At 62.9% G+C, this 21,436-nt stretch carries 21 protein-coding genes and 1 riboswitch; of the genes, 16 read left to right on the plus strand and 5 right to left on the minus strand.

Annotated features, from left to right (window positions below):
• Positions 1–77: 77 nt before the first annotated feature.
• Together AC1ZV1_RS05910 and AC1ZV1_RS05915 are read left to right on the plus strand one after the other, a co-directional pair.
• Positions 78–557: a YajQ family cyclic di-GMP-binding protein gene (locus AC1ZV1_RS05910; protein ID WP_259759419.1), complete on the plus strand. Its 480-nt coding sequence runs from the start codon at positions 78–80 to the stop codon at positions 555–557.
• 142 nt (positions 558–699) lie between these two features.
• Positions 700–1,545, plus strand: a complete 846-nt coding sequence (locus tag AC1ZV1_RS05915) for a mechanosensitive ion channel family protein (RefSeq protein ID WP_484295909.1) — start codon at positions 700–702, stop codon at positions 1,543–1,545.
• Positions 1,546–1,629: 84 nt separating this feature from the next.
• Here AC1ZV1_RS05915 and AC1ZV1_RS05920 read toward each other — a convergent pair whose 3' ends face one another.
• Positions 1,630–3,438, minus strand: a complete 1,809-nt coding sequence (locus AC1ZV1_RS05920; protein WP_484295910.1) for an AmpG family muropeptide MFS transporter — start codon at positions 3,436–3,438, stop codon at positions 1,630–1,632.
• Positions 3,439–3,480: 42 nt separating this feature from the next.
• Positions 3,481–3,855 (minus strand): MGMT family protein, encoded by a 375-nt coding sequence (locus AC1ZV1_RS05925; RefSeq protein WP_484295911.1) that lies wholly within the window; start codon positions 3,853–3,855, stop codon positions 3,481–3,483.
• Positions 3,856–4,048: 193 nt separating this feature from the next.
• Between AC1ZV1_RS05925 and AC1ZV1_RS05930 the strand changes: the two genes are divergently transcribed.
• Positions 4,049–5,050, plus strand: a complete 1,002-nt coding sequence (locus tag AC1ZV1_RS05930) for a DUF481 domain-containing protein (protein WP_484295912.1) — start codon at positions 4,049–4,051, stop codon at positions 5,048–5,050.
• A gap of 70 nt (positions 5,051–5,120) precedes the next feature.
• Here the strand turns inward: AC1ZV1_RS05930 and AC1ZV1_RS05935 are convergent, their stop codons facing one another.
• Positions 5,121–5,879, minus strand: a complete 759-nt coding sequence (locus AC1ZV1_RS05935; protein ID WP_484295913.1) for an SDR family oxidoreductase — start codon at positions 5,877–5,879, stop codon at positions 5,121–5,123.
• A 107-nt stretch (positions 5,880–5,986) separates the two neighbouring features.
• Here AC1ZV1_RS05935 and AC1ZV1_RS05940 point away from each other — a divergent pair, with 107 nt between their 5' ends.
• The 13 genes from AC1ZV1_RS05940 to AC1ZV1_RS06000 all read left to right on the plus strand — a co-directional run bounded on the left by AC1ZV1_RS05940 (position 5,987) and on the right by AC1ZV1_RS06000 (position 17,103).
• Positions 5,987–6,724, plus strand: a complete 738-nt coding sequence (locus tag AC1ZV1_RS05940; protein ID WP_484295914.1) for a HugZ family pyridoxamine 5'-phosphate oxidase — start codon at positions 5,987–5,989, stop codon at positions 6,722–6,724.
• Positions 6,725–6,830: 106 nt separating this feature from the next.
• Positions 6,831–7,298, plus strand: coding sequence for an FxsA family protein (locus tag AC1ZV1_RS05945; RefSeq protein WP_484295915.1), 468 nt, complete (start codon positions 6,831–6,833; stop codon positions 7,296–7,298).
• 226 nt (positions 7,299–7,524) lie between these two features.
• Positions 7,525–7,818 (plus strand): co-chaperone GroES, encoded by a 294-nt coding sequence (locus tag AC1ZV1_RS05950; RefSeq protein ID WP_009617968.1) that lies wholly within the window; start codon positions 7,525–7,527, stop codon positions 7,816–7,818.
• A gap of 48 nt (positions 7,819–7,866) precedes the next feature.
• Positions 7,867–9,507 (plus strand): chaperonin GroEL, encoded by a 1,641-nt coding sequence (gene groL, locus AC1ZV1_RS05955; protein WP_484295916.1) that lies wholly within the window; start codon positions 7,867–7,869, stop codon positions 9,505–9,507.
• Positions 9,508–9,580: 73 nt separating this feature from the next.
• A riboswitch (Fluoride riboswitch) is annotated at positions 9,581–9,643 on the plus strand.
• Between the two features lie 64 nt (positions 9,644–9,707).
• On the plus strand, positions 9,708–10,091 hold the full coding sequence (gene crcB, locus AC1ZV1_RS05960) for a fluoride efflux transporter CrcB (protein WP_448679427.1): 384 nt from the start codon (positions 9,708–9,710) through the stop codon (positions 10,089–10,091).
• 41 nt (positions 10,092–10,132) lie between these two features.
• Positions 10,133–10,453, plus strand: coding sequence for a DUF190 domain-containing protein (locus tag AC1ZV1_RS05965; protein WP_484295917.1), 321 nt, complete (start codon positions 10,133–10,135; stop codon positions 10,451–10,453).
• 130 nt (positions 10,454–10,583) lie between these two features.
• The gene (locus AC1ZV1_RS05970; protein ID WP_017518075.1) at positions 10,584–11,267 is read left to right on the plus strand and encodes a response regulator transcription factor; all 684 of its coding nucleotides are present in this window, start codon (positions 10,584–10,586) and stop codon (positions 11,265–11,267) included.
• The gene (locus AC1ZV1_RS05975; RefSeq protein ID WP_484295918.1) at positions 11,257–12,531 is read left to right on the plus strand and encodes a sensor histidine kinase; all 1,275 of its coding nucleotides are present in this window, start codon (positions 11,257–11,259) and stop codon (positions 12,529–12,531) included. Before AC1ZV1_RS05970 ends, AC1ZV1_RS05975 begins: the two co-directional genes overlap by 11 nt.
• An 82-nt stretch (positions 12,532–12,613) precedes the next feature.
• Complete coding sequence (locus AC1ZV1_RS05980) at positions 12,614–13,285, plus strand: class I SAM-dependent methyltransferase (RefSeq protein ID WP_484295919.1); 672 nt, start codon at positions 12,614–12,616, stop codon at positions 13,283–13,285.
• Positions 13,286–13,288: 3 nt separating this feature from the next.
• Positions 13,289–13,993 (plus strand): lipopolysaccharide kinase InaA family protein, encoded by a 705-nt coding sequence (locus AC1ZV1_RS05985; protein WP_484295920.1) that lies wholly within the window; start codon positions 13,289–13,291, stop codon positions 13,991–13,993.
• Positions 13,990–14,214 carry a hypothetical protein gene (locus AC1ZV1_RS05990; protein ID WP_081517518.1) on the plus strand — a complete coding sequence of 75 codons (225 nt, stop codon included), beginning with the start codon at positions 13,990–13,992 and terminating at the stop codon, positions 14,212–14,214. Before AC1ZV1_RS05985 ends, AC1ZV1_RS05990 begins: the two co-directional genes overlap by 4 nt.
• A gap of 91 nt (positions 14,215–14,305) precedes the next feature.
• Positions 14,306–15,505: a nicotinate phosphoribosyltransferase gene (gene pncB, locus AC1ZV1_RS05995; protein ID WP_484295921.1), complete on the plus strand. Its 1,200-nt coding sequence runs from the start codon at positions 14,306–14,308 to the stop codon at positions 15,503–15,505.
• Positions 15,506–15,618: 113 nt separating this feature from the next.
• Positions 15,619–17,103, plus strand: coding sequence for a helicase HerA-like domain-containing protein (locus AC1ZV1_RS06000; protein WP_484295922.1), 1,485 nt, complete (start codon positions 15,619–15,621; stop codon positions 17,101–17,103).
• A gap of 63 nt (positions 17,104–17,166) precedes the next feature.
• On the opposite strand, the gene AC1ZV1_RS06005 is transcribed toward AC1ZV1_RS06000, so the two are convergent.
• Positions 17,167–19,056: a methyl-accepting chemotaxis protein gene (locus tag AC1ZV1_RS06005; RefSeq protein ID WP_484295923.1), complete on the minus strand. Its 1,890-nt coding sequence runs from the start codon at positions 19,054–19,056 to the stop codon at positions 17,167–17,169.
• Between the two features lie 382 nt (positions 19,057–19,438).
• The gene (locus AC1ZV1_RS06010; RefSeq protein ID WP_484295924.1) at positions 19,439–21,334 is read right to left on the minus strand and encodes a methyl-accepting chemotaxis protein; all 1,896 of its coding nucleotides are present in this window, start codon (positions 21,332–21,334) and stop codon (positions 19,439–19,441) included.
• Between the last annotated feature and the right edge of the window lie 102 nt (positions 21,335–21,436).

Raw genomic sequence — 21,436 nt, forward strand, 5'->3', positions numbered from 1 at the left:
GACCGCGCATTTTTATCGTCAAGCCAGGCTCGATGCTGACTGTGAACCGCATCGCGCCGTCCATCTGGAGAGATGTCATGCCTTCGTTCGACGTGGTGTCCGAACTGGACAAACACGAACTGACCAACGCCCTGGATAACGCTGCCAAGGAACTGGACCGCCGTTTCGACCTGAAGGGCAAGTGCAGCTTTGAAACCAAGGACAAGTCCGTCACCCTGACCGCCGAGGCGGATTTCATGCTCGAGCAGATGCTCGACATTCTTCGCTCCAGCCTGGTCAAGCGCAAGATCGATGTGCAGTGCATCGAGACCAAGGATCCCTTCGCCTCCGGCAAGGTGGTGAAGCAGGAAGTGAACTTCCGCGAGGGCATCGACAAGGATCTGGCGAAGAAGATCGTCGCGCTGATCAAGGACAAGAAGCTCAAGGTGCAGGCCGCCATCCAGGGCGAGCAGGTCCGCGTCACCGGCAAGAAGCGCGACGACCTGCAGGAAGCCATCGCGCTGCTGCGCGGCGAGTCCCTGGGCATGCCCTTGCAGTTCAACAACTTCCGCGACTGATGCGCACTCCGGCGTCAGAGCGGCGGAACCTCATCGCCCGCGCGACGTCGCAGTAGAAGAGTCGCTCGGCGAACTCCCGACCGCCATGGCTTGCCATGGCGGTTTTGTTTTTGGAATGGCAATAGACAAGGGGCCTGCATCCATGGATATGAATTACGAGCAGATCATGAACAGTGCGGAGGCCTGGACTCCGATAGCACTGACCTACCTGGGTAATGCCGTGCTGGCGCTGTTGACCCTGCTGATCGGCTGGTGGGTGATCAACCTGTTCACACGGCGCGTGGGCGGGCTGCTGTCCACCAAGCATGTGGACAAGACGCTGCAAGGCTTCATCGGCAGCATGGTGAACATCATCCTGAAGATCCTGCTGATGGTCAGCGTGGCGTCGATGATCGGCATCCAGACCACCAGCTTCGTTGCCGCCATCGGTGCTGCCGGCCTGGCGATCGGCCTGGCGCTGCAGGGCAGCCTGTCGAACTTTGCCGGCGGCGTGCTGATCCTGCTGTTCCGTCCGTTCAAGATCGGCGACTGGATCGAGGCTCAGGGCGTTTCCGGCACCGTGGATAACATCATGATCTTCCACACCGTGCTGCGCACCGGTGACAACCGCACGGTGATCGTGCCCAACGGTGCGCTGTCCAACGGCATCATCACCAACACCTCGACCCAGACGACCCGCCAGGTGACCTTCGACGTGAAGCTGGCCTTCGACGCCGACCTGGATGGCGCCCGCGGCATTCTCAAGGAACTGGCCGAAGACCCCCGCGTGCTCAAGTCGCCGGTGCCGGTGGTGGTGGTCGCGGGCCTGGGCGAGAACTCTGTGACCCTGTCGCTTCGCCTGTGGACTGCCAACGCCGACTACTGGGCCGTGACCTTCATGCTGAACGAGCAGGTGCGCCTGCGCTTGCGCGACGCCGGTATCGACCTGGCGCCGAACAAGGTGGTGCGGGTGGTCAAGGGCGAAGAGGCTTCCGCTCTGGCGGATTGATCCTGCTCGCAGACATGAAAAAGGCCGGCAATTGCCGGCCTTTTTCATGGGCACCGTTCATGAACGCAGGTTCTTGCGCAAGGCTCAGTGACGCTCGGCACTGGTGTGCTGTGCAGGCGCTTCCGTGGGCTCCGCGATGGCGCCGTTGGTCATGTCGTTCTTGCGCTGCAGCCACAGCCAGCCGATCAGCAGCAGTGTCGGCACGCCGAGCACGGCGGTGAAGAAGAAGAACCGCTCGTAACCCATGCTCTCGACCATGGCGCCGGAATAGCCGCCGATGAAACGCGGCAGCAGCAGCATGGTGGAGCTGAGCATGGCGTACTGGGTGGCGGAGAACTTCAGGTTGGTCAGGCTCGACAGGTAGGCGACGAAGGCCGAGGTGGCGAGGCCGCCGCTGAAGTTGTCGAGCATGATGGTTACCACCAGCATGGTGACGTGGGGCTCCAGCACCTTGAGCAGGGCGAAGACGTTTTCTCCCATCAGATGCGGATCATCGATCGCGCCCATCTGCGCCAGCATGGCGAACAGCAGGTTGGTCGCCGCCGAAGCCGCGCCACCGATGAACAGGATCGGCAGGATGCTGAAACGGGCGATCAGCACGCCGCCCGCTGCCGCACCGACCAGGGTCATCACCACGCCGAACAGCTTGCTGACAGTGGCAATGGTGTCCTTGGAGAAGCCCATGTCGATGTAGAACACGCTGGCCATGGTGCCCATGACGGTGTCGGACATGCGGTAGGTGGAAATCAGCCCGAGCAGCAGCAGCGCCTGCCAGCGGTAGCGGCGGACGAACTCGGTGATCGGCGTGAGCACCGGCGCCATCAGCAGGCGGCCTGGGGCGGAAATACAGCTCAGGGCGATCAGCAGGTACAGGGTGGCGAGCCACCATTTGGCGGCTTCGACCATGTTGATGAACGCGGTGCCGGTAACCAGCAGGATGATCAGCACGATCACCGACACCGCCTGGTGGACGAAGTCGAACTGCGGCAGGCCGCGCCCGTGCACGGCAAGCAGCAGCGGGCGGCGCACCTTCGACAGCAATTCGCGCACGGGGCGGATCTGCCGGCGGCCATGGGGCGTCATGCAGATACCGATGAAGATCCCGTACAGCGCAGCGCGTGGCCAGGCCTGGGCCGTCAGCGCGGTGAGCATGGCCGGCACCGAGATCAGCAGCACCAGCAGGGTCAGCACCGAGAGCAACTGGTGGTTGAAGGCGAAGGCCGAGCTGCCGGCCTGCGGCTGCACATTCACCGGCGGCTCTTTCATCAGCAGGGTGGTGATCAGGCCGGGCAGGATGGCCAGCGCGCAGACCGCGTAGGTCAGTGCCCAGGCCGACTGGCTGTAGTGCAGGGCGCTGGAGCCGGCCCACTCGGCGAGGAACAGTACGCCAGCGGTGGCAAACAGCACGGCGACCCGGTAGCCAGTCATGTAGCAGGCAGCCAGCGCGGCCTGACGGGTGTTCTCGGCGATTTCCAGGCGATACGCGTCGATGGCGATGTCCTGCGTCGCCGAGGCGAAGGCCACCACCATCGCCAGGGAGATCAGCCAGTTCAGGTGCGCTTGCGGGTTACAGAGGGCCATGCCGAGCAGGCCGATGGCGATCAGCCCCTGGGAGAACACCAGCCAGGAGCGGCGGCGACCCAGGCGGCCAATGAAGGGCAGGCGCCATTGGTCGAGCATGGGCGACCATACCCACTTGAAGGCGTACACCAGCCCGATCCAGCTGGCGAATCCGATGGTTTCCCGGGCGACACCCGCTTCACGCAGCCACACCGAGAGGGTGGAAAGCACCAGCATGTAAGGCAGGCCGGCGGCGAAACCCAGCAGCAAAAGCGCGAGGCTGGCGGGAGACTTGTAGGCAATCCATGCCTCTCGCCAGGAATGCTCTTTCATGGGGGGTGTTTTCCAGCAGGTCGAAAAATTACGCGAACTCTACTAGGACTGCTCGCCGCTAGGCCAGCCGTGCCGACGTATGTCCACCCGATCGTTATGGATTCTGACACCCTCTGCCCGCAATCGTGCGCGCTGCTCGTTACCCGAAACAGTGCCCAGCGGCAGACTGATGCGCCCGCCAGCGGCGATCACCCGGTGCCAGGGCAGGCGCGTGCCTTCGGGCAACTGCCCCATGACGCGGCCCACGAGTCGTGCGGCGCGGCCCAGGCCGGCCAGCCGGGCGACATCGCCGTAGGTGATGACGCAGCCTTCAGGAACCTGGGCGATCACCAGGTAGATCGCTTCGCGACGCACCTGCAGACTTTCCAGCCCGAGATCGGGAGGCGGGGTGCTGGCCGGGGGCATGGGCTTGGGCATCGAAGGCACCGTGACAGAGGGGCTGACGCTCAGGATATCGGTTGGCGCGGGCCTGACAAGTCGAGAGATTGTTCCGACCCATCTGTCAGTCATTGTGAACTCCGTGCAACTGGGTCGGTCAGTCGTTGCTCTAGTGTCGGGTATCTGGATAATGCCCGGCTTTTTGCCCATTCAATCCAGTTGAATTCGACTCATGTTCTCCAGAAGCCTGCTCTGTATTGCCCTCGCGTCCTGCTCCCTGCCCGTCTTCGCCGATACCGTCTGGCTGAAGAATGGTGACCGCCTCACCGGCACCATCAAGCTGTATGACGGCGGCAAGTTGCTCCTGGCGACCGACTATGGCGGGGAGATCGCCCTGAAGTGGGACAAGATCAAGACGCTGGAAACCGACCAGAATCTCCTGGTGAAGTACGACGAGGAAACCGGCGAGCATTCCAAGGGCCTGAAGGCGTCCGACCAGGGCAAGGTCACGCTGGTCAATGGCGAGTCGCGCACGGTGGAGCTGGCGAAGATCGAGCAGATGATGCCGCCCAAGCCGATCCTGGAAGATTGGGTGTGGACCGGCAACGTCGACTTCTCCCTGGACCACAAGCAGGCGGAGAACGATGTCGAGGACTACGACGTCGACTTCAAGACCAACGCCCGCCACGGTCGCTGGCGCCACAATCTGCAGGGGGAATACAACCGCGAGAAGAAGAACGACTCGGTCAGCACCAACAACTACTCGGCGCAGTATGCGCTGGACCGCTTCCTCGACGAGCACTGGTTCTGGCAGGGCCAGGCGCAGTACAAGCGCGACTGGGTCGAGGATCTGCAGAAAAAGCGCACTCTCGGTACCGGCCCAGGCTACCAGTTCTGGGACAACGAACTGGGCGCGTTCTCGCTGGCAACCCTGGTCAACCGCAACGACTACGAGTTCGTCGACGACGAGAAGTCGCACTTCTACAGCACCAGCGTGAAGTGGGACTACAACCGCTACCTGCTGGCCAAGCAGTTCGAGGTGTTCACCAACGGCGAAGTGAGCAAGCCGCTGGAGTCGAATGTGGAGTACGAGCTGGAGAGCGAGGCGGGTATCCGCTACAAGCTGACCTCCTGGGCGTCGCTGAGCCTGAAGGCCGAATGGGACAAGCTCAGCGGCAACGATGGCGACGTCAACGAGCGCCGCTATACCCTGGGCCTGGGGGTCGGCTGGTAAGGCCGTTACGTCCTGAAAGCGAGTACAAAAAAGCCCCGCACCTGGCGGGGCTTTTTCATGGGCGGGCGGATTACAGGCGCAGGCCGCCGTCCAGTTCCAGCACACGACCGGTGTAGTAGTCGTTCTCGAGGATATAGGCCACCGAGTGGGCGATTTCCAGCGGCTTGCCCAGGCGCTTGAGCGGAATGCCGGCGGTCATCTTCTCCAGGGCCTCGGGCTTCATGCTGGCGACCATGTCGGTCTCGATGAAGCCGGGCGCTACGCCCGCCACACGAATGCCATAGCGCGCCAGTTCCTTCGCCCATACCACGGTGTCGGCGGCGACACCGGCCTTGGCTGCGGAGTAGTTGGCCTGGCCCATGTTGCCGGCGCGGGAGATGGAGGAAATGTTGACGATTGCGCCTTCATTCTTCAGCTCGATCATCTTGGCCGCCACTTCGCGGGTGCAGAGGAACACGCCGGTCAGGTTGACGTCGATCACGGCTTGCCACTGGGCCAGGCTCATCTTGCTCAGCTCGCCATCCTTGACCTTGATGGTCAGGCCGTCGCGCAGGATGCCGGCATTGTTGACCAGGCCGTTGATGGCGCCGAAGTCGCTGGCGACCTGGGCCACCATGTGGGTAACCTGTTCTTCATTGGCGACGTTGCACAGGTAGGCGCGGGCGTCACCGCCGGCGGCGTTGCAGGCAGCGACGGCTTCGTCCAGTTTTTCGGCATTGAGGTCAACCAGCGCGACGCGCGCGCCCTTGCCGGAGAGGTACTCGCCCATGGCGCGGCCCAGGCCCTGGCAGCCACCGGTGATGATGATGACCTTGTCTTTCAATTGCATCGGAACAACCCCACGAACAGTTTCTGGTGAAAGGCCCCGCCGGCAGCTGTGCACAGAGTCAGTCCTGCCCGTCCGTTTACGACGGATTCTTTGCGAGGAGTCATAAGTTGAGCGTGAAAGCTGCCAAGCATGCCCGAGAACTGCTGCTCAAGGAATACCGCGGCGTTCTCTCCACCCACTCGAAGAAGTGGCCCGGTTTTCCTTTCGGCTCCGTGGTGCCCTATTGCCTGGATGAGGCGGGGCGGCCTCTGATCCTGATCAGTCGCATCGCCCAGCACACCCATAACCTGCAGATGGACGGTAAATGCTCGCTGCTCGTGGGCGAACGCGGCGTCGATGATATCCAGGCTGCCGGTCGCTTGACCCTGCTGGCCGAAGCGCTGCTGATCGAGGACGTCGACGCGATTGCCGGCGCCGCCGAGCGCTACTACCGGTATTTCCCTGGCTCGCAGGACTACCACATCGTCCATGACTTCGATTTCTGGGTCCTGGAGCCGGTGCAGTGGCGTTTCATCGGCGGCTTCGGCGATATCCACTGGCTGGGCGCCGACAGCGTGCCGCTGGCCAACCCCTTCGTCGGCGAGGTGGAGAGGAGCATGGTCGAGCACATGAACAGCGACCACGCCAATGCCATCGAGCACTACGTCCAACTGGCCGGTTTGCCCGCCGGCAAGAACCCGCAACTGGCGGGAATTGATTCAGAAGGTTTCCACCTGCGCATCGGCCAGGGCCTGTACTGGCTGCCGTTCCCCGCGCCCTGCGGCAACGCCGGCGCGGTGCGCCAGGCGCTGGTGCAACTGGCCAGGTCGGAGGTCTGGCCGGGTAACGAAGTGATCCAGGCCTGAGCAGTCCCGATTCCTCGGCTGATCCCGTGGCTGATCCCTTGAAATCGGGGCGGGGCGTCGCCACCTTGCTTTCTACCCGGGCAATGACCCCGCCAAGGATTCATCGATGCGAGTTCCCCTGTTTCTGATTCTTCTGTTCCCGCTGATCGAGCTGGCCGTGATGATCAAGGTCGGCAGCGTGATTGGCGTGGGCTGGACCCTTCTGCTGATCATCGCCGGCGCCTTCATCGGCGCGGCAGTGCTGCGCGTGGCCGGTGTGGCCACCGCGCTGCGTGCTCGCGAGCGCCTGAACCGCGGCGAGCTGCCCGAGCAGGAGATGCTCGAAGGCCTGGTCATCGCCCTCGGCGGCGGCCTGCTGATGCTGCCGGGCTTCATCAGCGACGTCGTCGGTCTGCTCTGCCTGATCCCCTTCACCCGCCGCCTGATGCTCGGTCGCGTGCGTCAGCGCATGCAGGAGCAGGCCGAGCGCCGACGCGCGTTCGCCGATGACCCGGCCGCCCAGCACCGCAGCGGCCCCAGCATCATCGAAGGCGAATACCAGCGCCGCGAGGAAGACCGCGACCGCCTGCGTTGACCCGCGGGCAGCTCCCGCCGCCCTGCGCCTGTAAAATTTTTTTCGTCACACCCTTGAAATGCCTTGTGGCGACCTTATGTACCGGTCACCGCAAGGTCCCTGTCTACGACAGGCTGCTCTTTTCGCGACTCGCCTGTCGGGTCGCAAACCGGCGCCGCCGGATTCAACAAAACCTGCCGGGCATTGATCCGGCCGTTGGAAATCACAGTTTGGGAGAGTTACGACTATGAAGCTTCGTCCTCTGCATGACCGCGTCGTCATCCGTCGCAGCGAGGAAGAGACCAAGACCGCAGGCGGCATCGTGCTGCCGGGCTCCGCCGCCGAGAAGCCGAACCGCGGTGAAGTGGTCGCTGTTGGTGCCGGCCGCGTCCTGGACAACGGCGAAGTTCGCGCCCTGGCCGTGAAGGTCGGTGACAAGGTGGTCTTCGGTCCGTACTCCGGCAGCAACGCCATCAAGGTCGACGGCGAAGAACTGCTGGTGATGGGCGAGTCCGAGATCCTCGCCGTCCTGGAAGACTGATTTCAGTCCGTCCACTCCCCACCGAATTCGATTTAGAGGAAACAGAACATGGCTGCCAAAGAAGTTAAGTTCGGCGATTCCGCTCGCAAGAAAATGCTGGTCGGCGTAAACGTCCTGGCCGACGCGGTCAAAGCGACCCTGGGCCCGAAAGGCCGTAACGTCATCCTGGACAAGAGCTTCGGTGCTCCGACCATCACCAAGGACGGCGTTTCCGTTGCCAAGGAAATCGAACTCAAAGACAAGTTCGAGAACATGGGCGCCCAGCTGGTGAAAGACGTTGCCTCCAAGGCCAACGACGCTGCCGGTGACGGCACCACCACCGCTACCGTCCTGGCTCAGGCCATCGTCAACGAAGGCCTGAAGGCCGTCGCTGCCGGCATGAACCCGATGGATCTGAAGCGCGGCATCGACAAGGCCACCGTCGCCATCGTTGCCCAGCTGAAAGACCTGGCCAAGCCGTGCGCCGACACCAAGGCCATTGCCCAGGTCGGCACTATTTCCGCCAACTCCGACGACTCCATCGGCAACATCATTGCCGAAGCCATGGAGAAAGTCGGTAAAGAAGGCGTGATCACCGTTGAAGAAGGCTCGGGCCTGGAAAACGAACTGTCCGTCGTAGAAGGCATGCAGTTCGATCGTGGCTACCTGTCCCCCTACTTCATCAACAAGCCGGACACCATGGTGGCCGAGCTCGACGGCCCGCTGCTGCTGCTGGTCGACAAGAAGATCTCCAACATCCGCGAAATGCTGCCGGTCCTGGAAGCCGTTGCCAAAGCCGGCCGTCCGCTGTTGATCGTGGCTGAAGACGTCGAAGGCGAAGCCCTGGCTACCCTGGTCGTCAACAACATGCGTGGCATCGTCAAGGTCGCGGCCGTCAAGGCTCCGGGCTTCGGCGACCGCCGCAAGGCCATGCTGCAGGACATCGCCATCCTGACCGGCGGTACCGTCATCTCCGAAGAAGTCGGTCTGAGCCTGGAAGGCGCCACCCTGGAGCACCTGGGCAACGCCAAGCGCGTCGTCCTGAGCAAGGAAAACACCACCATCATCGATGGCGCTGGCGCTCAAGCCGACATCGAAGCTCGCGTCCTGCAGATCCGCAAGCAGGTCGAAGAGACTTCCTCTGACTACGACCGTGAGAAGCTGCAAGAGCGTCTGGCCAAGCTGGCTGGCGGTGTTGCCGTGATCAAGGTTGGCGCTGCCACCGAAGTCGAGATGAAAGAGAAGAAAGCCCGCGTTGAAGACGCCCTGCACGCTACCCGTGCTGCGGTGGAAGAAGGCGTGGTTCCTGGCGGCGGTGTCGCTCTGGTTCGTGCTCTGCAGGCCATCGAAGGCCTGAAGGGCGACAACGAAGACCAGAACGTTGGTATTGCTCTGCTGCGTCGCGCTGTTGAAGCTCCGCTGCGCCAGATCGTTGCCAACTCCGGTGACGAGCCGAGCGTCGTGGTCGACAAGGTCAAGCAAGGTTCGGGCAACTTCGGCTACAACGCTGCTACCGGCGTGTACGGCGACATGATCGAGATGGGTATCCTCGATCCGGCCAAGGTCACCCGTTCGGCCCTGCAAGCTGCTGCCTCCATCGGCGGCCTGATGGTCACCACCGAGGCCATGGTTGCCGAAGTGGCTGACGACAAGGCTGCTCCGGCCATGCCGGACATGGGCGGCATGGGTGGCATGGGCGGCATGATGTAAGCCACCCGGCACCTGCTGTAAGAAAAAGCCCCGCCTAGGCGGGGCTTTTTCATGGGCGTCGGATATGCCAGACTGCGCGGCAGGAGATGGCATTCCTCCTTCAACCGCCCTTGTGGCTGATGATGCCTACGCATAGACCTGGAAAGGCGCGTAGGCGCTCGCCTGCAGCCTGTCCAAGACACTTTCCCCAGGACAGGACCATGTGGAAATCCATTCTCGCCGTCTCCCTCGGAGCCGCCCTCGGTGCACTGCTGCGCTGGGTGCTCGGGCTGAAGCTCAATACCCTCCTGCCTTCCATGCCGCCGGGCACGGTGGTCGCCAATCTGGTCGGCGGCTACGTCATCGGCGCGGCTATCGCCTTCTTCGCCAATACCCCCGGCGTAGCGCCAGAATGGCGATTACTGATCATCACTGGCTTTTGCGGTGGTCTCACGACCTTCTCGACCTTTTCCGCTGAAGTCGTCGTGCTGTTGCAGCAGGGCCGGCTGGCCTGGGCGATGGGCACCGTCGCCACGCACCTTGCCGGTTCGCTGCTGATGACCCTGGCAGGACTGTGGTCGGTACAGGCCCTGATGGGGCGCTGAGACACCCGTGCTGCAGACGCCACAGGCCTCAGGAGGAAGAAATGAACGGCTATCAGTTGAAGTTCTTCACCCAGCAGGATCGCAAGCATGCCGGTCTGCCGCCGGCCCAGTGGTTGCTGGAAGAGGCGCGTCGAGAGGGCGTTCGAGGCGCCACCCTGATGACGGCGAGCGAAGGTTTCGGCAAGACCGGACGCATTCACTATGCACATTTCTTCGAGCTGGCGGACCAACCCCAGGAAGTCACCATGGCAGTCAGCGAGGAAGAGTCCGAGCGCATCTTCGCGGTCATCCGCAAGGCCGGTGTAAAGCTGTTCTACGTGAAGACCCCGATCGAGTTCGGCGTGACGGGCGAGGACGCCTGAATTGTCGCTGAGGGACACATTTCACCCGCAGCAGAGGAAATCGGCAGGTGGAATGTGAAAATTTCGTCAAAGGCGTTTAAGTTCTATTTAAGCTGGTTAGGCTAACGTGCATTGCGTTCGAGGAGAGCATATGCGCATTTTGTTGGTTGAAGACAATCGGGACATCCTGGCCAATATGGCCGACTACCTGGGCCTGAAGGGCTACACGGTGGATTGCGCCCAGGACGGCCTGTCCGGATTGCACCTGGCGGCGACGTCGCACTACGACCTGATCGTGCTGGACGTGATGCTGCCGGGGCTGGACGGTTTCACCCTGTGTCGCCGCCTGCGCGAAGACGCGCGCCGCGACACTCCGGTGATCATGCTCACCGCCCGTGACCAGTTGGACGATCGCCTGCAGGGCTTCCGCTCCGGTGCTGACGACTATCTGCTCAAGCCCTTCGCACTTTCCGAGCTGGCGGCTCGCATCGAAGCGGTGCTGCGCCGCAGCCAGGGCGGCGGGCGGCGTGAATTGCAAGTTGCGGACCTGAGCTACAACCTCGACACCCTCGAAGTGAATCGCGCCGGTAAACCTCTCAAGCTCAACCCCATCGGACTCAAGCTGCTGGCGGTGCTGATGCAGAAGAGCCCGCACGTGGTGCGCCGTGATGTGCTCGAGGAAGCCGTATGGGGCGATGACTGCCCCGACAGCGACAGCCTGCGCAGCCACGTCCACCAGCTCCGCCAGGTGATCGACAAACCTTTTGGTTCCTCCCTGCTGCACACGGTGCACGGCGTCGGCTACAAGCTGGCGGAGGAAGCGCATGGAGTATAAGCAGAGCCTTTCCCGACGGATTGTCTTTGCCTTCGTACTCATGACCGCCGCCGTTGGCGGCCTGTTTTCGGTAGGAATCGTCGGCGTCGTTCATATCGTCGAAGAACGCCTGATTTCCCGTGACCTGGGTGGCGAGCTGGATCGGATCCTCAACGAGGACCTGAGTAATGGCCAGGCGCCGAAGCTCGATCCCGGCATGCGCTTCTTCATCAGCGATGGCGCGGGCGTATACGCCATGCCGCCGGCGCTGCGCCGGCTGGATGAAGGGTTCCATGAAGTCTTCGACGGTGAACTGTCCTTCCATGCGCTGGCGCGAGACGTCGATGGCCGCCGCTTCGTCCTGCTGCAGGACCAGAGCGACTTCGAAGCGCGCGAGCAGATTCTTTACGCCGCGGTGGTCACCGGCTATGTCCTCAGCCTGGCGTTGTCCGGTGTACTGGGCTGGCTGCTGGCGCGCAAGGTGATGGAGCCGGTCTCGCGCCTGGCGCGCCAGGTTCGCCACCGCGACCAGTTGCTGGAGCTGGCGCCACCCATGTCGCCGGATTATGCCAACGACGAGGTTGGCGAGCTGGCGGCGGCCTTCGACTACGCGATGGGGCGGCTGCACGATGTGCTGACCCGGGAGAAGCTTTTTACCAGCGACGTCAGTCACGAACTGCGAACGCCGCTGATGGTGATCGCCACCAGTTGCGAACTGCTGGAGGAGGAGCCGGGATTGAGCGCGCGGGCGCGCGCCCAGTTGGGGCGTATCAGTGGTGCCTCCGAGGAGATGCGCGACCTGGTGCAGACCTTCCTCTTGCTGGCCCGTGCCCAGCGCAAGGACGCGAGCATCGTTCCTCAGGCCGAGCTCCGGCAGATTGCTGACGATCTGGTCGTCCAGTGGCGAGGTTCGATTGAAGAGAAAGGTCTTACATTGGAATACGACGCTGCAGAGGCGATGCCAGGTCGGTTCAATGGTACTTTTCTTCGTTCTGTAATGAGCAATTTACTGCGCAATGCCATGCATTACACCGAGAGCGGCAGCATCCGCTTACAACTTGGGCCGAACGGTTTTTGGGTTGAGGATACCGGCGCGGGCATCCCGGAAGAACAGCGCGAGCGCGTCTTCCAACCCTTCGTTCGTGGCCAGAACCCGCGTGGTGAAGGGCTTGGGCTGGGCCTCTCGCTGGTAAAGCGGATTTGCGCCTCCGAAGGCTGGGACGTCACGCTGCGTCCCGTGGAACCCCATGGCTGTCGCTTCGAAGTTCGCCTAGCCGTCCTTTGACGAAATCTTCACAAGTGCATGACCCGGCTGTGACAGGCTGGTTCGTATCGTTCGCCCTGAATTCGGGAAAGGTGTTAATCCGATGAGTGACAAATCCGTCGACCTGGAGTTCTCCCAAAAGTACGACCGTGAGCACGCAGAGCGTTACCTGCGCAAGCACCAGGCCGGGCTGTCCAGGAAACTTTCCCACTGGCGCGATGTCCAGATAGGTCGCCAGGCGCTTAAGCTGGCTGGCCAGCCCAACCTGGTGCTGGACCTGCCGTGTGGCGCCGGACGCTTCTGGCCGATGCTGGCCGAGAAGGAGAATCGAGTGATCATCGGGGCGGACAATTCCCCGGACATGATTGCCGTTGCCTGCGCCGGACAACCGAATGAGGTTGTCAAACGCGTCCGACCTTTGCAGACTTCCGCGTTTGCCATTGATCTGCCGGACAACGCCGTCGATAGCATCTTCTCGATGCGCCTGATGCACCACATCGGCGAATCTGACGATCGTTTGACGATGTTGCGCGAATTTCACCGCGTAACTCGTGACTCCGTGATCCTATCGATGTGGGTTGATGGCAATTTCAAGTCCTGGAAACGTGCGCGCGCCGAGGCAACTCGCAAGAAACACGCCTACCAGAACCGCTTTGTGATTCCCGCCAAAACCATCGAGGCGGAGTTCCGCCAGGCTGGTTTCAAGGTCCAGGATCACATTGATTTCGTCCCGCTCGTACACATGTGGCGGGTCTATATTCTGCGTAAGGAGTGATGGATGGCCGTTGATCTGGCTTCGCTGCAGCAAATTTCCGGTGAGAACGCCATCGACCGTTGGCTCCAGGTACCCGGTAAATGGGTCGAGGAGCCTAACCGTCGGCGCGGTGGCGAGAGTGGTGTGCAGCGAGTCCTGACCTCCGACGGCCGTATGCTCTATCGCAAGCAGCAGATGGGACACATCTACCGCGATCTGCTGCATCCCTTCGGTTATCCCACCGCGATTCGCGAGCGTAATGCGCTCAAGGCCGCCGAAGCGCTGGGCGTGCGCGTGCCCACCCTGGTCTACGCCGGCTGCCGCAAGGTGGATGGCGAATGGCAGGCCCTGTTGGTCACTGAGTCGCTGGACGGCTTCACCAGCCTGGAAGACTGCTACGCCCGAGGTGACCAGGAGCGTTGGGGCGAAGCGCTGCACCAAAGAATTCTGCAACATTACGGTAGTACCCTTGCCAAGCTTAACGCCGGCCGCTGGCAACACGGATGCCTTTACCTCAAGCACGTGTTCGTGAAGGTGGACGGCGACAAGATCGAAGTGGCCCTGATTGACATGGAAAAAGCCCGCCAGCGCTTCAGCGCCCAGCGTGCCGCCCGTCACGATCTTCGCCAGGTAAAACGCCGCTCGTCGTGGACAGAGGCGCAATGGCAGGCCTTTGTCTATGGTTACCAAGCGGCGTTTGGCAGCGCCATCAAAGGGTTGCAGACATGAAGTTAGAAATTACGCGAGGTTTGCTCCTCATCGGCGCGCTCGGGGTGGCGACCCTGGCGGCGGCGGCCTGGCATGAGCCTGGGCCTTCGGTCATTTCCGGAAAAGGCGGCCTGGACAGCTGTCCCATGCCGCCCAACCTGCGCGCCAAGCAACAGGACATCCGACCGGATGACGACCTGCTGCTTTTCCTGTTCGGGATGTCGCAGAGCAAAGCACGCTGATTTCTGATTCAAACTCAAAACCCCGCCTCGGCGGGGTTTTTTGTGGGCGACGGGTTTAGACTGCCGGTTCAAAGCCTGCAACGAGACAAGCATGAGCGACAGCGCATTTTCCCGGCGGATCGTGCACAACCTGCTGGATACCGATTTCTACAAGCTGAGCATGATGCAGGCGGTGCTGCACAACTACCCCAACGCCGAGGTGGAATGGGAGTTCCGCTGCCGCAACGAGGAGGACCTGCGGGCCTACCTGGACCCTCTGCGGGAGCAGATCGAGCGCCTTGCCGAGCTGTCATTCTCGCCGCAGGATCTTGTCTTCCTCGAGCGCATCCCGTTCTTCAAGCCCGACTTCATCCGCTTCCTTGGCCTGTTCCGCTTCAATCCCTGCTATGTGCAGCTGGGAGTGGAGAACGACGAGCTGTTCCTGCGCCTCAAGGGCCCGTGGCTGCACGTGATTCTCTTCGAGGTGCCGCTGCTGGCGAGTATCAGCGAAGTGCGCAACCGCCACCGCCACCCTGGCACGACACTGACGATGGTCCGCGAGCGCCTGCAGGAAAAGTTCGACTGGCTGCGCAAGGAGGCCGGCGCCGAAGAGCTGGCCGGCTTCAAGATGGCCGACTTCGGTACTCGCCGACGCTTCTCCTACCCGGTGCAGGAAGCGGTGGTGCGGGACCTGCGCGATGGCTTCCCCGGCCATTTCGTTGGAACCAGCAATGTGCACCTGGCGCGGGAGCTCGGCGTGAAGCCATTGGGCACCATGGCCCACGAATGGCTGATGGCGCACCAGCAGCTCGGTCCGCGGTTGATCGACAGCCAGGCGGCCGCTTTGGATGCCTGGGTTCGCGAGTACCGCGGGCAACTGGGTATCGCACTGACCGACTGCATCACCATGGATGCCTTCCTGGCGGATTTCGACCTGTACTTCGCCAAGCTCTTCGACGGTCTGCGCCACGATTCGGGCGACCCGCTGGAGTGGGCGGAAAAGGCGATCCGGCACTACGAGCGCCTGGGAATCGATCCGCTGACCAAGACCCTGGTGTTCTCCGACGGCCTCAACCTGCCGCGTGCGCTGGAAATCTACCGGGCGCTGCGCGAGCGCATCGACATCAGCTTCGGCATCGGCACGCATTTCACCTGCGATGTGCCGGGGGTACAGCCGATGAACATCGTACTGAAGATGACCGCCTGCAATGGCCACCCGGTGGCGAAGATATCCGACGCGCCGGGCAAGACCCAGTGCAAGGACGAGAATTTCCTGCACTACCTCAAGCACGTCTTCAAAGTGTCCGGGTAGTTGATTGCACCGAAGTAGTCGATTGCGCAGCGCCGCACGACGCGCCACTCTTGCTGAAGCAGCCAACGCGACAGGCCCTCTGGCGCGACAGGCCCACTGAAGGGGAACAACGGATGTCAGCCACGAACGAACTCATCATCGGTGCGGGTCCCGACGGACAGCCGGTCGGCCAGTCCTGGAAGCTCGCCAACCGCCACGGTCTGATCGCCGGCGCTACCGGTACCGGCAAGACGGTGACGCTGCAGCACCTCGCCGAGTCCTTCAGCGACGCCGGTGTTGCGGTGTTCGCCGCCGATATCAAGGGTGACCTGTGTGGCATCGCTGCTGCCGGCAATCCCCAGGGCAAGGTGGCTGAGCGCATCGCCAGCATGCCTTGGCTGAACCACAAGCCCCAGGCCTACCCGGTGAGTATCTGGGACGTGGCCGGCAAGACCGGCCACCCGCTGCGCACCACGCTCTCGGAAATGGGCCCGCTGCTGCTGTCCAACCTGCTGGAACTGACCGAGAGCCAGCAGGCCGCCCTGTTCGCCGCATTCAAGGTCGCGGACCGTGAAGGTCTGCTGCTGCTTGACCTGAAGGACCTCAAGGCGCTGCTCAACCACTTCAAGGAGCACCCGGACGTCCTCGGCGAGGATCGTGCGCTGTTTACCGCTGCCTCGTCCCAGGCATTGCTGCGGCGCCTGGCGCTGCTGGAACAGCAGGGTGCCGAGGATTTCTTCGGCGAGCCGGCGTTGCAACTGGAAGACCTGTTGCGTCCCGAAGCCGACGGCCGTGGGCGCATCCACTTGCTCGACGCCAGCAAGCTGGTGCATGACGCGCCCAAGGTGTACGCCACTTTCCTGCTCTGGTTGCTGGCCGAGTTGTTCGAGCAACTGCCGGAACGCGGCGATGCGGACAAACCCATCCTCGCGCTGTTCTTCGACGAGGCGCACCTGCTGTTCAACGGCACGCCCAAGGCGCTGCAGGACCGGTTGGAACAGGTGGTGCGTCTGATCCGTTCCAAGGGCGTGGGCGTCTACTTCGTCACCCAGTCGCCCGGAGACCTGCCGGACGACGTCCTGGCGCAACTGGGCCTGCGCATCCAGCATGGCCTGCGAGCGTTCACTGCCAAGGAGCAGAAGTCCCTGCGCGCAGTCGCCGATGGCTTCCGTCCCAACCCGGCGTTCGACACCCTGAAGGTGCTCACCGAACTGGGCATCGGCGAGGCGTTGGTCGGCACGCTGGAAGAGAAGGGTACGCCGGCGATGGTCCAGCGCGTGGCCGTGGCGCCACCGCAATCGCGCATCGGCCCGCTGACTGATGCCGAGCGCGCTGACGTCATCCGCCGCTCACCACTCGCGGGACGCTATGACCAGCCGATCGACCGCGAGTCCGCCTACGAGAAACTCACCGGTCGCGCCGACGACAAGATGGCGCCGACCCAGGAAAAGGAAGAGAAGGGCAGCGGCACCGATTTTGGCGGTATTGCCGGCGAGATCCTGGGCTCCCTGGCCAGTCAGGTCAGCAAGACCGTAGTGCGCCAGGCGGCTAACCAGATCGGTCGACAGCTGGTGCGCGGCCTGATGGGCGCGTTGCTGGGCGGTAGCAAGCGGCGGTAATGGCGGAGCCGTCTGTCGCGAACAAAAAAGGCGCCCGAAGGCGCCTTTCTTGTGTCCGCCAGATCAGATACGGAAGCTGTCCACCAGCTGACGCAGGCGGCCGGCCTGGTTTTCCAGATCGGCGCAAGCGCGCAGGGTGGCTTGCAGGTTTTCCACGCCTTCCTGGTTGAGGGTGTTGATCTCGGTGATGTCCAAGTTCAGCGAGTCGACCACGGCAGTCTGCTCCTCGGTGGCAGTGGCGACCGACTGGTTCATCGAGTCGATCTCGCCGATGCGGTGGGTGACGCTGGCCAGGCGCTCGCCGGCGCGGTTGGCGATCTCCACGCTCTCCAGGCTGTAGCGCTGGCTCTCGGTCATGGTGTCCACGGCTTCGCGGGCGCCGATCTGCAGCTCCTCGATCATCTTCTGGATCTGCTGGGCAGACTCCTGGGCGCGGTGCGCCAGGTTGCGTACCTCGTCCGCCACCACGGCGAAGCCACGGCCTGCTTCACCGGCGCGAGCAGCCTCGATGGCGGCGTTGAGCGCCAGCAGGTTGGTTTGCTCGGAGATGCCCTTGATCACCTCCAGGATCTGCCCGATGTTCACCGTGCGGCTGTTCAGCGCTTCGATGTTGGCGCAGGCGGAGCTGATCTTGTCGGACAGCAGGTTCATCGCGCTGATGGTCTGCTCGACCACCTGGCGGCCATCACCAGCCTGGTGCGAGGCATCGGTGGCGTGGTGCGAGGCATCGGCGGCGTTACGCGCGATCTCTTGAGCGGCGGCGCCCAGCTGGTTGATCGCCGCGGCGACGCTGTTGGTGCGGTTGGACTGCTCGTCGGAGTTGCTCATCGAGGAGTTGGAGGCGTTCACCACCAACTGTGAGACGTCATGCAGCTGGCGCGCCGTGGAGGCCACTTCGCGGATCGACTCGTGGATACGCTCGACGAAGCGGTTGAAGGCATTGCCCAGCACGCCAAACTCGTCGTTGCTGGCGACCTTCAGGCGCTTGGTCAGGTCGCCTTCACCCTGGGCGATGTCTTCCATCGCGCGGCCCATGGTGGTCAGCGGCTGCATCAGCACGCGGATCAGCATGCCCAGCAGGAGCAGGATGGCGACGATGGCGATGGCGGCGGCGACGATGGCCGAAGCGCGGAACTTGCTCAGCATGGAGTAGGCCGCGTCCTTGTCGATCGACAGGCCGATGTACCAGTTGACCGACGGCAGGCCTTTCACCTGGGTGAAGCTGAGGATGCGTTCGTGGCCGTTGAGTACGGCTTCGCTGAAGCCGCTGCCGATCTTCGGCGTGTTCTGCGGGTAGATATCGGCCAGGGTCTTCATGATCTGGTTTTTGTCCGGGTGGACGAGGATCTTGCCGTCGCCGCTGACCAGGAAGGCGTAGCCCATGCCGCTGAAGTCGAGTGCATTGATGATCTGCACCAGGGTCTGCAGGCCGAGATCGCCGCCGACCACGCCGAGTGCCTTGCCGCCGGCGCGGGCCGGGGTGGCGACGGTCATGATCAGTTGCTGGGTGGCCGCGTCGATGTAGGGCTCGGTCAGCGTGGTGCCGCCAGCGGCGAGCGCGTCCTTGTACCAGGGGCGGGTACGCGGGTCGTAGCCGTCGGGCATGGCGCTGTTCGGGCGCATGGTGAAGGTGCCGTCTTCCTGACCCAGGTAGGTGAAGTTGAAGGTCTTGCGCAGGGTGTCCTGCTCCAGCAGCCCGCTCAGATGCTCGGGGGAGCTGTCGCGGGCGAGGGTCTGGGCGGTGCTTTCGATCAACAGCAACCGGCCGCTCAGCCAGTTCTGGATGTTGCTGGCGGTGACGTCGCCCATTTCCCGCAGATAGCTCTCCAGATCCTCGCGGATCGCGTTGCGCTGCAGGTAGTCGTTGTAGAGGGTGAAGAGGGCGAATGCCGAGAAAACAACAAGAGAAGCGGCCAGGAGGATCTTATGGCTGAATTTCAGGCTCTTGATCATGCTGCGTCGAGTCCGGAAGTAGTGGGATGCCTGATCGGCGTGGGTCCGGGCGACAGATCCGGTGTCGCCACAGAGCGTCCGTCCCGTGGTGTGAAACGGACGGCGCCGGCGCGGCGGGTAGCCGTGCAGGCTTGGCCGGAACTCCCCTGTCCCGGCTGAGACGACAGGCCCGGTTTGTTGGTTGCTATCAAAGGCCTTCACCCTTGATTTCGGCGCTCCCGGAGGAAGCTTGAAAGAGTCGGACGAACGGTAGGTATGGCGCTGGGGCGGGTGTTTCAGCGGTGATACAGATAGCCGGCAGTTGGCCACTCGAGCTGTACGACAAGCATCCGGCGGACAAGAAAAAAGGCGCCCGCGGGCGCCTTTTTCACGGCTGCCGCGATCAGATGCGGAAACTGTCCACCAGCTGACGCAGGCGGCCGGCCTGGTTTTCCAGATCGGCGCAAGCGCGCAGGGTGGCTTGCAGGTTTTCCACGCCTTCCTGGTTGAGGGTGTTGATCTCGGTGATGTCCATGTTCAGCGAGTCGACCACGGCAGTCTGCTCCTCGGTGGCAGTGGCGACCGACTGGTTCATCGAGTCGATCTCGCCGATGCGGTGGGTGACGCTGGCCAGGCGCTCGCCGGCGCGGTTGGCGATCTCCACGCTCTCCAGGCTGTAGCGCTGGCTCTCGGTCATGGTGTCCACGGCTTCGCGGGCGCCGATCTGCAGCTCCTCGATCATCTTCTGGATTTCCTGTGCGGACTCCTGAGCGCGGTGGGCGAGGTTGCGCACCTCGTCTGCCACCACGGCGAAGCCACGGCCTGCTTCACCGGCGCGAGCAGCCTCGATGGCGGCGTTGAGCGCCAGCAGGTTGGTTTGCTCGGAGATGCCCTTGATCACCTCCAGGATCTGCCCGATGTTCACCGTGCGGCTGTTCAGCGCTTCGATGTTGGCGCAGGCGGAGCTGATCTTGTCGGACAGCAGGTTCATCGCGCTGATCGTCTGCTCGACCACCTGGCGGCCGTCCCCGGCCTGGTGCGAGGCATCGGTGGCGTGGTGCGAGGCATCGGCGGCGTTGCGGGCGATTTCCTGGGCGGCGGCGCCCAGCTCGTTGATCGCGGCTGCCACGCTGTTGGTGCGGTTGGCCTGCTCGTCGGAGTTGCTCATCGAGGAGTTGGAGGCGTTCACCACCAACTGCGAGACGTCATGCAGCTGGCGCGCGGTGGAGGCCACTTCGCGGATCGACTCGTGGATACGCTCGACGAAACGGTTGAAGGCGTTGGCCAGCACGCCGAACTCGTCGTTGCTGGCGACCGACAGGCGCTTGGTCAGGTCGCCTTCGCCCTGGGCGATGTCCTGCATGGCGCGGCCCATGTCGGTCAGCGGCGCCATCAGCACGCGGATCAGCATGCCCAGCAGCAGCAGGATGGCGATGATGGCGATCACGGTGGCGATGATGGCGGTGTTGCGGAAGTCGCTCAGCATCGCGTAGGCGGAGTCCTTGTTGAGCACCAGCGCGACGTACCAGGTCACGCCCGGCAGGCCTTTTACCGGGGTCATGGAGACCAGTTGGTCGACGCCGTTGATACTGACTTCCTGCACGCCCGGCTGCACCTTGGGTGCGCCTTGCTGATAGACCTCGCCAAGGCTCTTGAAGATCAGGCTGCTGTCCGGGTGCAGGAGGATCTTGCCGGCGTCGCTGACCAGGAAGGCGTAGCCATCGCCGTCGAACTTCAGCGAGTTGATGATCGCGGTGATGGTTTCCAGCTTCATGTCGCCAGCGGCCACGCCAACCAGTTGGCCGTTGCGCATCACCGGCATCGACATGGCGAGGATCTGTTCGTTGGTGCCGGCATCGAGGAAGGGCTCGGTGACGATCAGCCTGCCGGCGGCCACGGCATCCTTGTACCAGCCGCGGGTGCGCGGATCGTAGCCATCGGGCATCGGTGCGTAGGGGCGCATGGTGAACACGCCGCTGGTGGCTTCACCCAGGTAGACCGACTCGAAGTTCTTCTGGAACACCTGCTGCTCCAGTACATGCTGGATGCGCTCGGGCGTCGGCTCGCCATCGGCCAGTTGCGCCGCTTCCGCTTCCACTAACTGAATGCGGCCCTCCAGCCAGCTCTGGATATTGCTGGCAGTCAGGCTGCCCACCTCGGAGAGATAGGACTCGGTGTCGGAGTGGATTGCCTGGCGCTGGCGGAAATCGTTGAAGAGGATGAAGCAGGCGAAGGCGAAGGTCACAACGAGGGAGGCTGCCAGGAGAATCTTCCTGGAGAAGGACAGCGAACGAAGCATTGGAGAAGCATCCTGCAGGTGAAACAAGAGAGAGCAGGATGTATCGGCCGTTCTGGGAGGAACTTTAGTGTGAGTGTGAGGAAACGGGAGCGGAATCGCACC

Source organism: Pseudomonas sp. BB438 (assembly GCF_057180225.1).

Excerpts from the sequence above, each read along its gene's own strand:
- AC1ZV1_RS05910 (WP_259759419.1), top strand. The coding sequence starts at position 78 with ATGCCTTCGTTCGACGTGGTGTCCGAACTGGACAAACACGAACTGACC.
- AC1ZV1_RS05915 (WP_484295909.1), top strand. The coding sequence starts at position 700 with ATGGATATGAATTACGAGCAGATCATGAACAGTGCGGAGGCCTGGACT.
- AC1ZV1_RS05920 (WP_484295910.1), bottom strand. The coding sequence starts at position 3,438 with ATGAAAGAGCATTCCTGGCGAGAGGCATGGATTGCCTACAAGTCTCCC.
- AC1ZV1_RS05925 (WP_484295911.1), bottom strand. The coding sequence starts at position 3,855 with ATGCCCAAGCCCATGCCCCCGGCCAGCACCCCGCCTCCCGATCTCGGG.
- AC1ZV1_RS05930 (WP_484295912.1), top strand. The coding sequence starts at position 4,049 with ATGTTCTCCAGAAGCCTGCTCTGTATTGCCCTCGCGTCCTGCTCCCTG.
- AC1ZV1_RS05935 (WP_484295913.1), bottom strand. The coding sequence starts at position 5,879 with ATGCAATTGAAAGACAAGGTCATCATCATCACCGGTGGCTGCCAGGGC.
- AC1ZV1_RS05945 (WP_484295915.1), top strand. The coding sequence starts at position 6,831 with ATGCGAGTTCCCCTGTTTCTGATTCTTCTGTTCCCGCTGATCGAGCTG.
- AC1ZV1_RS05950 (WP_009617968.1), top strand. The coding sequence starts at position 7,525 with ATGAAGCTTCGTCCTCTGCATGACCGCGTCGTCATCCGTCGCAGCGAG.
- groL (WP_484295916.1), top strand. The coding sequence starts at position 7,867 with ATGGCTGCCAAAGAAGTTAAGTTCGGCGATTCCGCTCGCAAGAAAATG.
- crcB (WP_448679427.1), top strand. The coding sequence starts at position 9,708 with ATGTGGAAATCCATTCTCGCCGTCTCCCTCGGAGCCGCCCTCGGTGCA.
- AC1ZV1_RS05965 (WP_484295917.1), top strand. The coding sequence starts at position 10,133 with ATGAACGGCTATCAGTTGAAGTTCTTCACCCAGCAGGATCGCAAGCAT.
- AC1ZV1_RS05970 (WP_017518075.1), top strand. The coding sequence starts at position 10,584 with ATGCGCATTTTGTTGGTTGAAGACAATCGGGACATCCTGGCCAATATG.
- AC1ZV1_RS05975 (WP_484295918.1), top strand. The coding sequence starts at position 11,257 with ATGGAGTATAAGCAGAGCCTTTCCCGACGGATTGTCTTTGCCTTCGTA.
- AC1ZV1_RS05980 (WP_484295919.1), top strand. The coding sequence starts at position 12,614 with ATGAGTGACAAATCCGTCGACCTGGAGTTCTCCCAAAAGTACGACCGT.
- AC1ZV1_RS05985 (WP_484295920.1), top strand. The coding sequence starts at position 13,289 with ATGGCCGTTGATCTGGCTTCGCTGCAGCAAATTTCCGGTGAGAACGCC.
- AC1ZV1_RS05990 (WP_081517518.1), top strand. The coding sequence starts at position 13,990 with ATGAAGTTAGAAATTACGCGAGGTTTGCTCCTCATCGGCGCGCTCGGG.
- pncB (WP_484295921.1), top strand. The coding sequence starts at position 14,306 with ATGAGCGACAGCGCATTTTCCCGGCGGATCGTGCACAACCTGCTGGAT.
- AC1ZV1_RS06000 (WP_484295922.1), top strand. The coding sequence starts at position 15,619 with ATGTCAGCCACGAACGAACTCATCATCGGTGCGGGTCCCGACGGACAG.
- AC1ZV1_RS06005 (WP_484295923.1), bottom strand. The coding sequence starts at position 19,056 with ATGATCAAGAGCCTGAAATTCAGCCATAAGATCCTCCTGGCCGCTTCT.
- AC1ZV1_RS06010 (WP_484295924.1), bottom strand. The coding sequence starts at position 21,334 with ATGCTTCGTTCGCTGTCCTTCTCCAGGAAGATTCTCCTGGCAGCCTCC.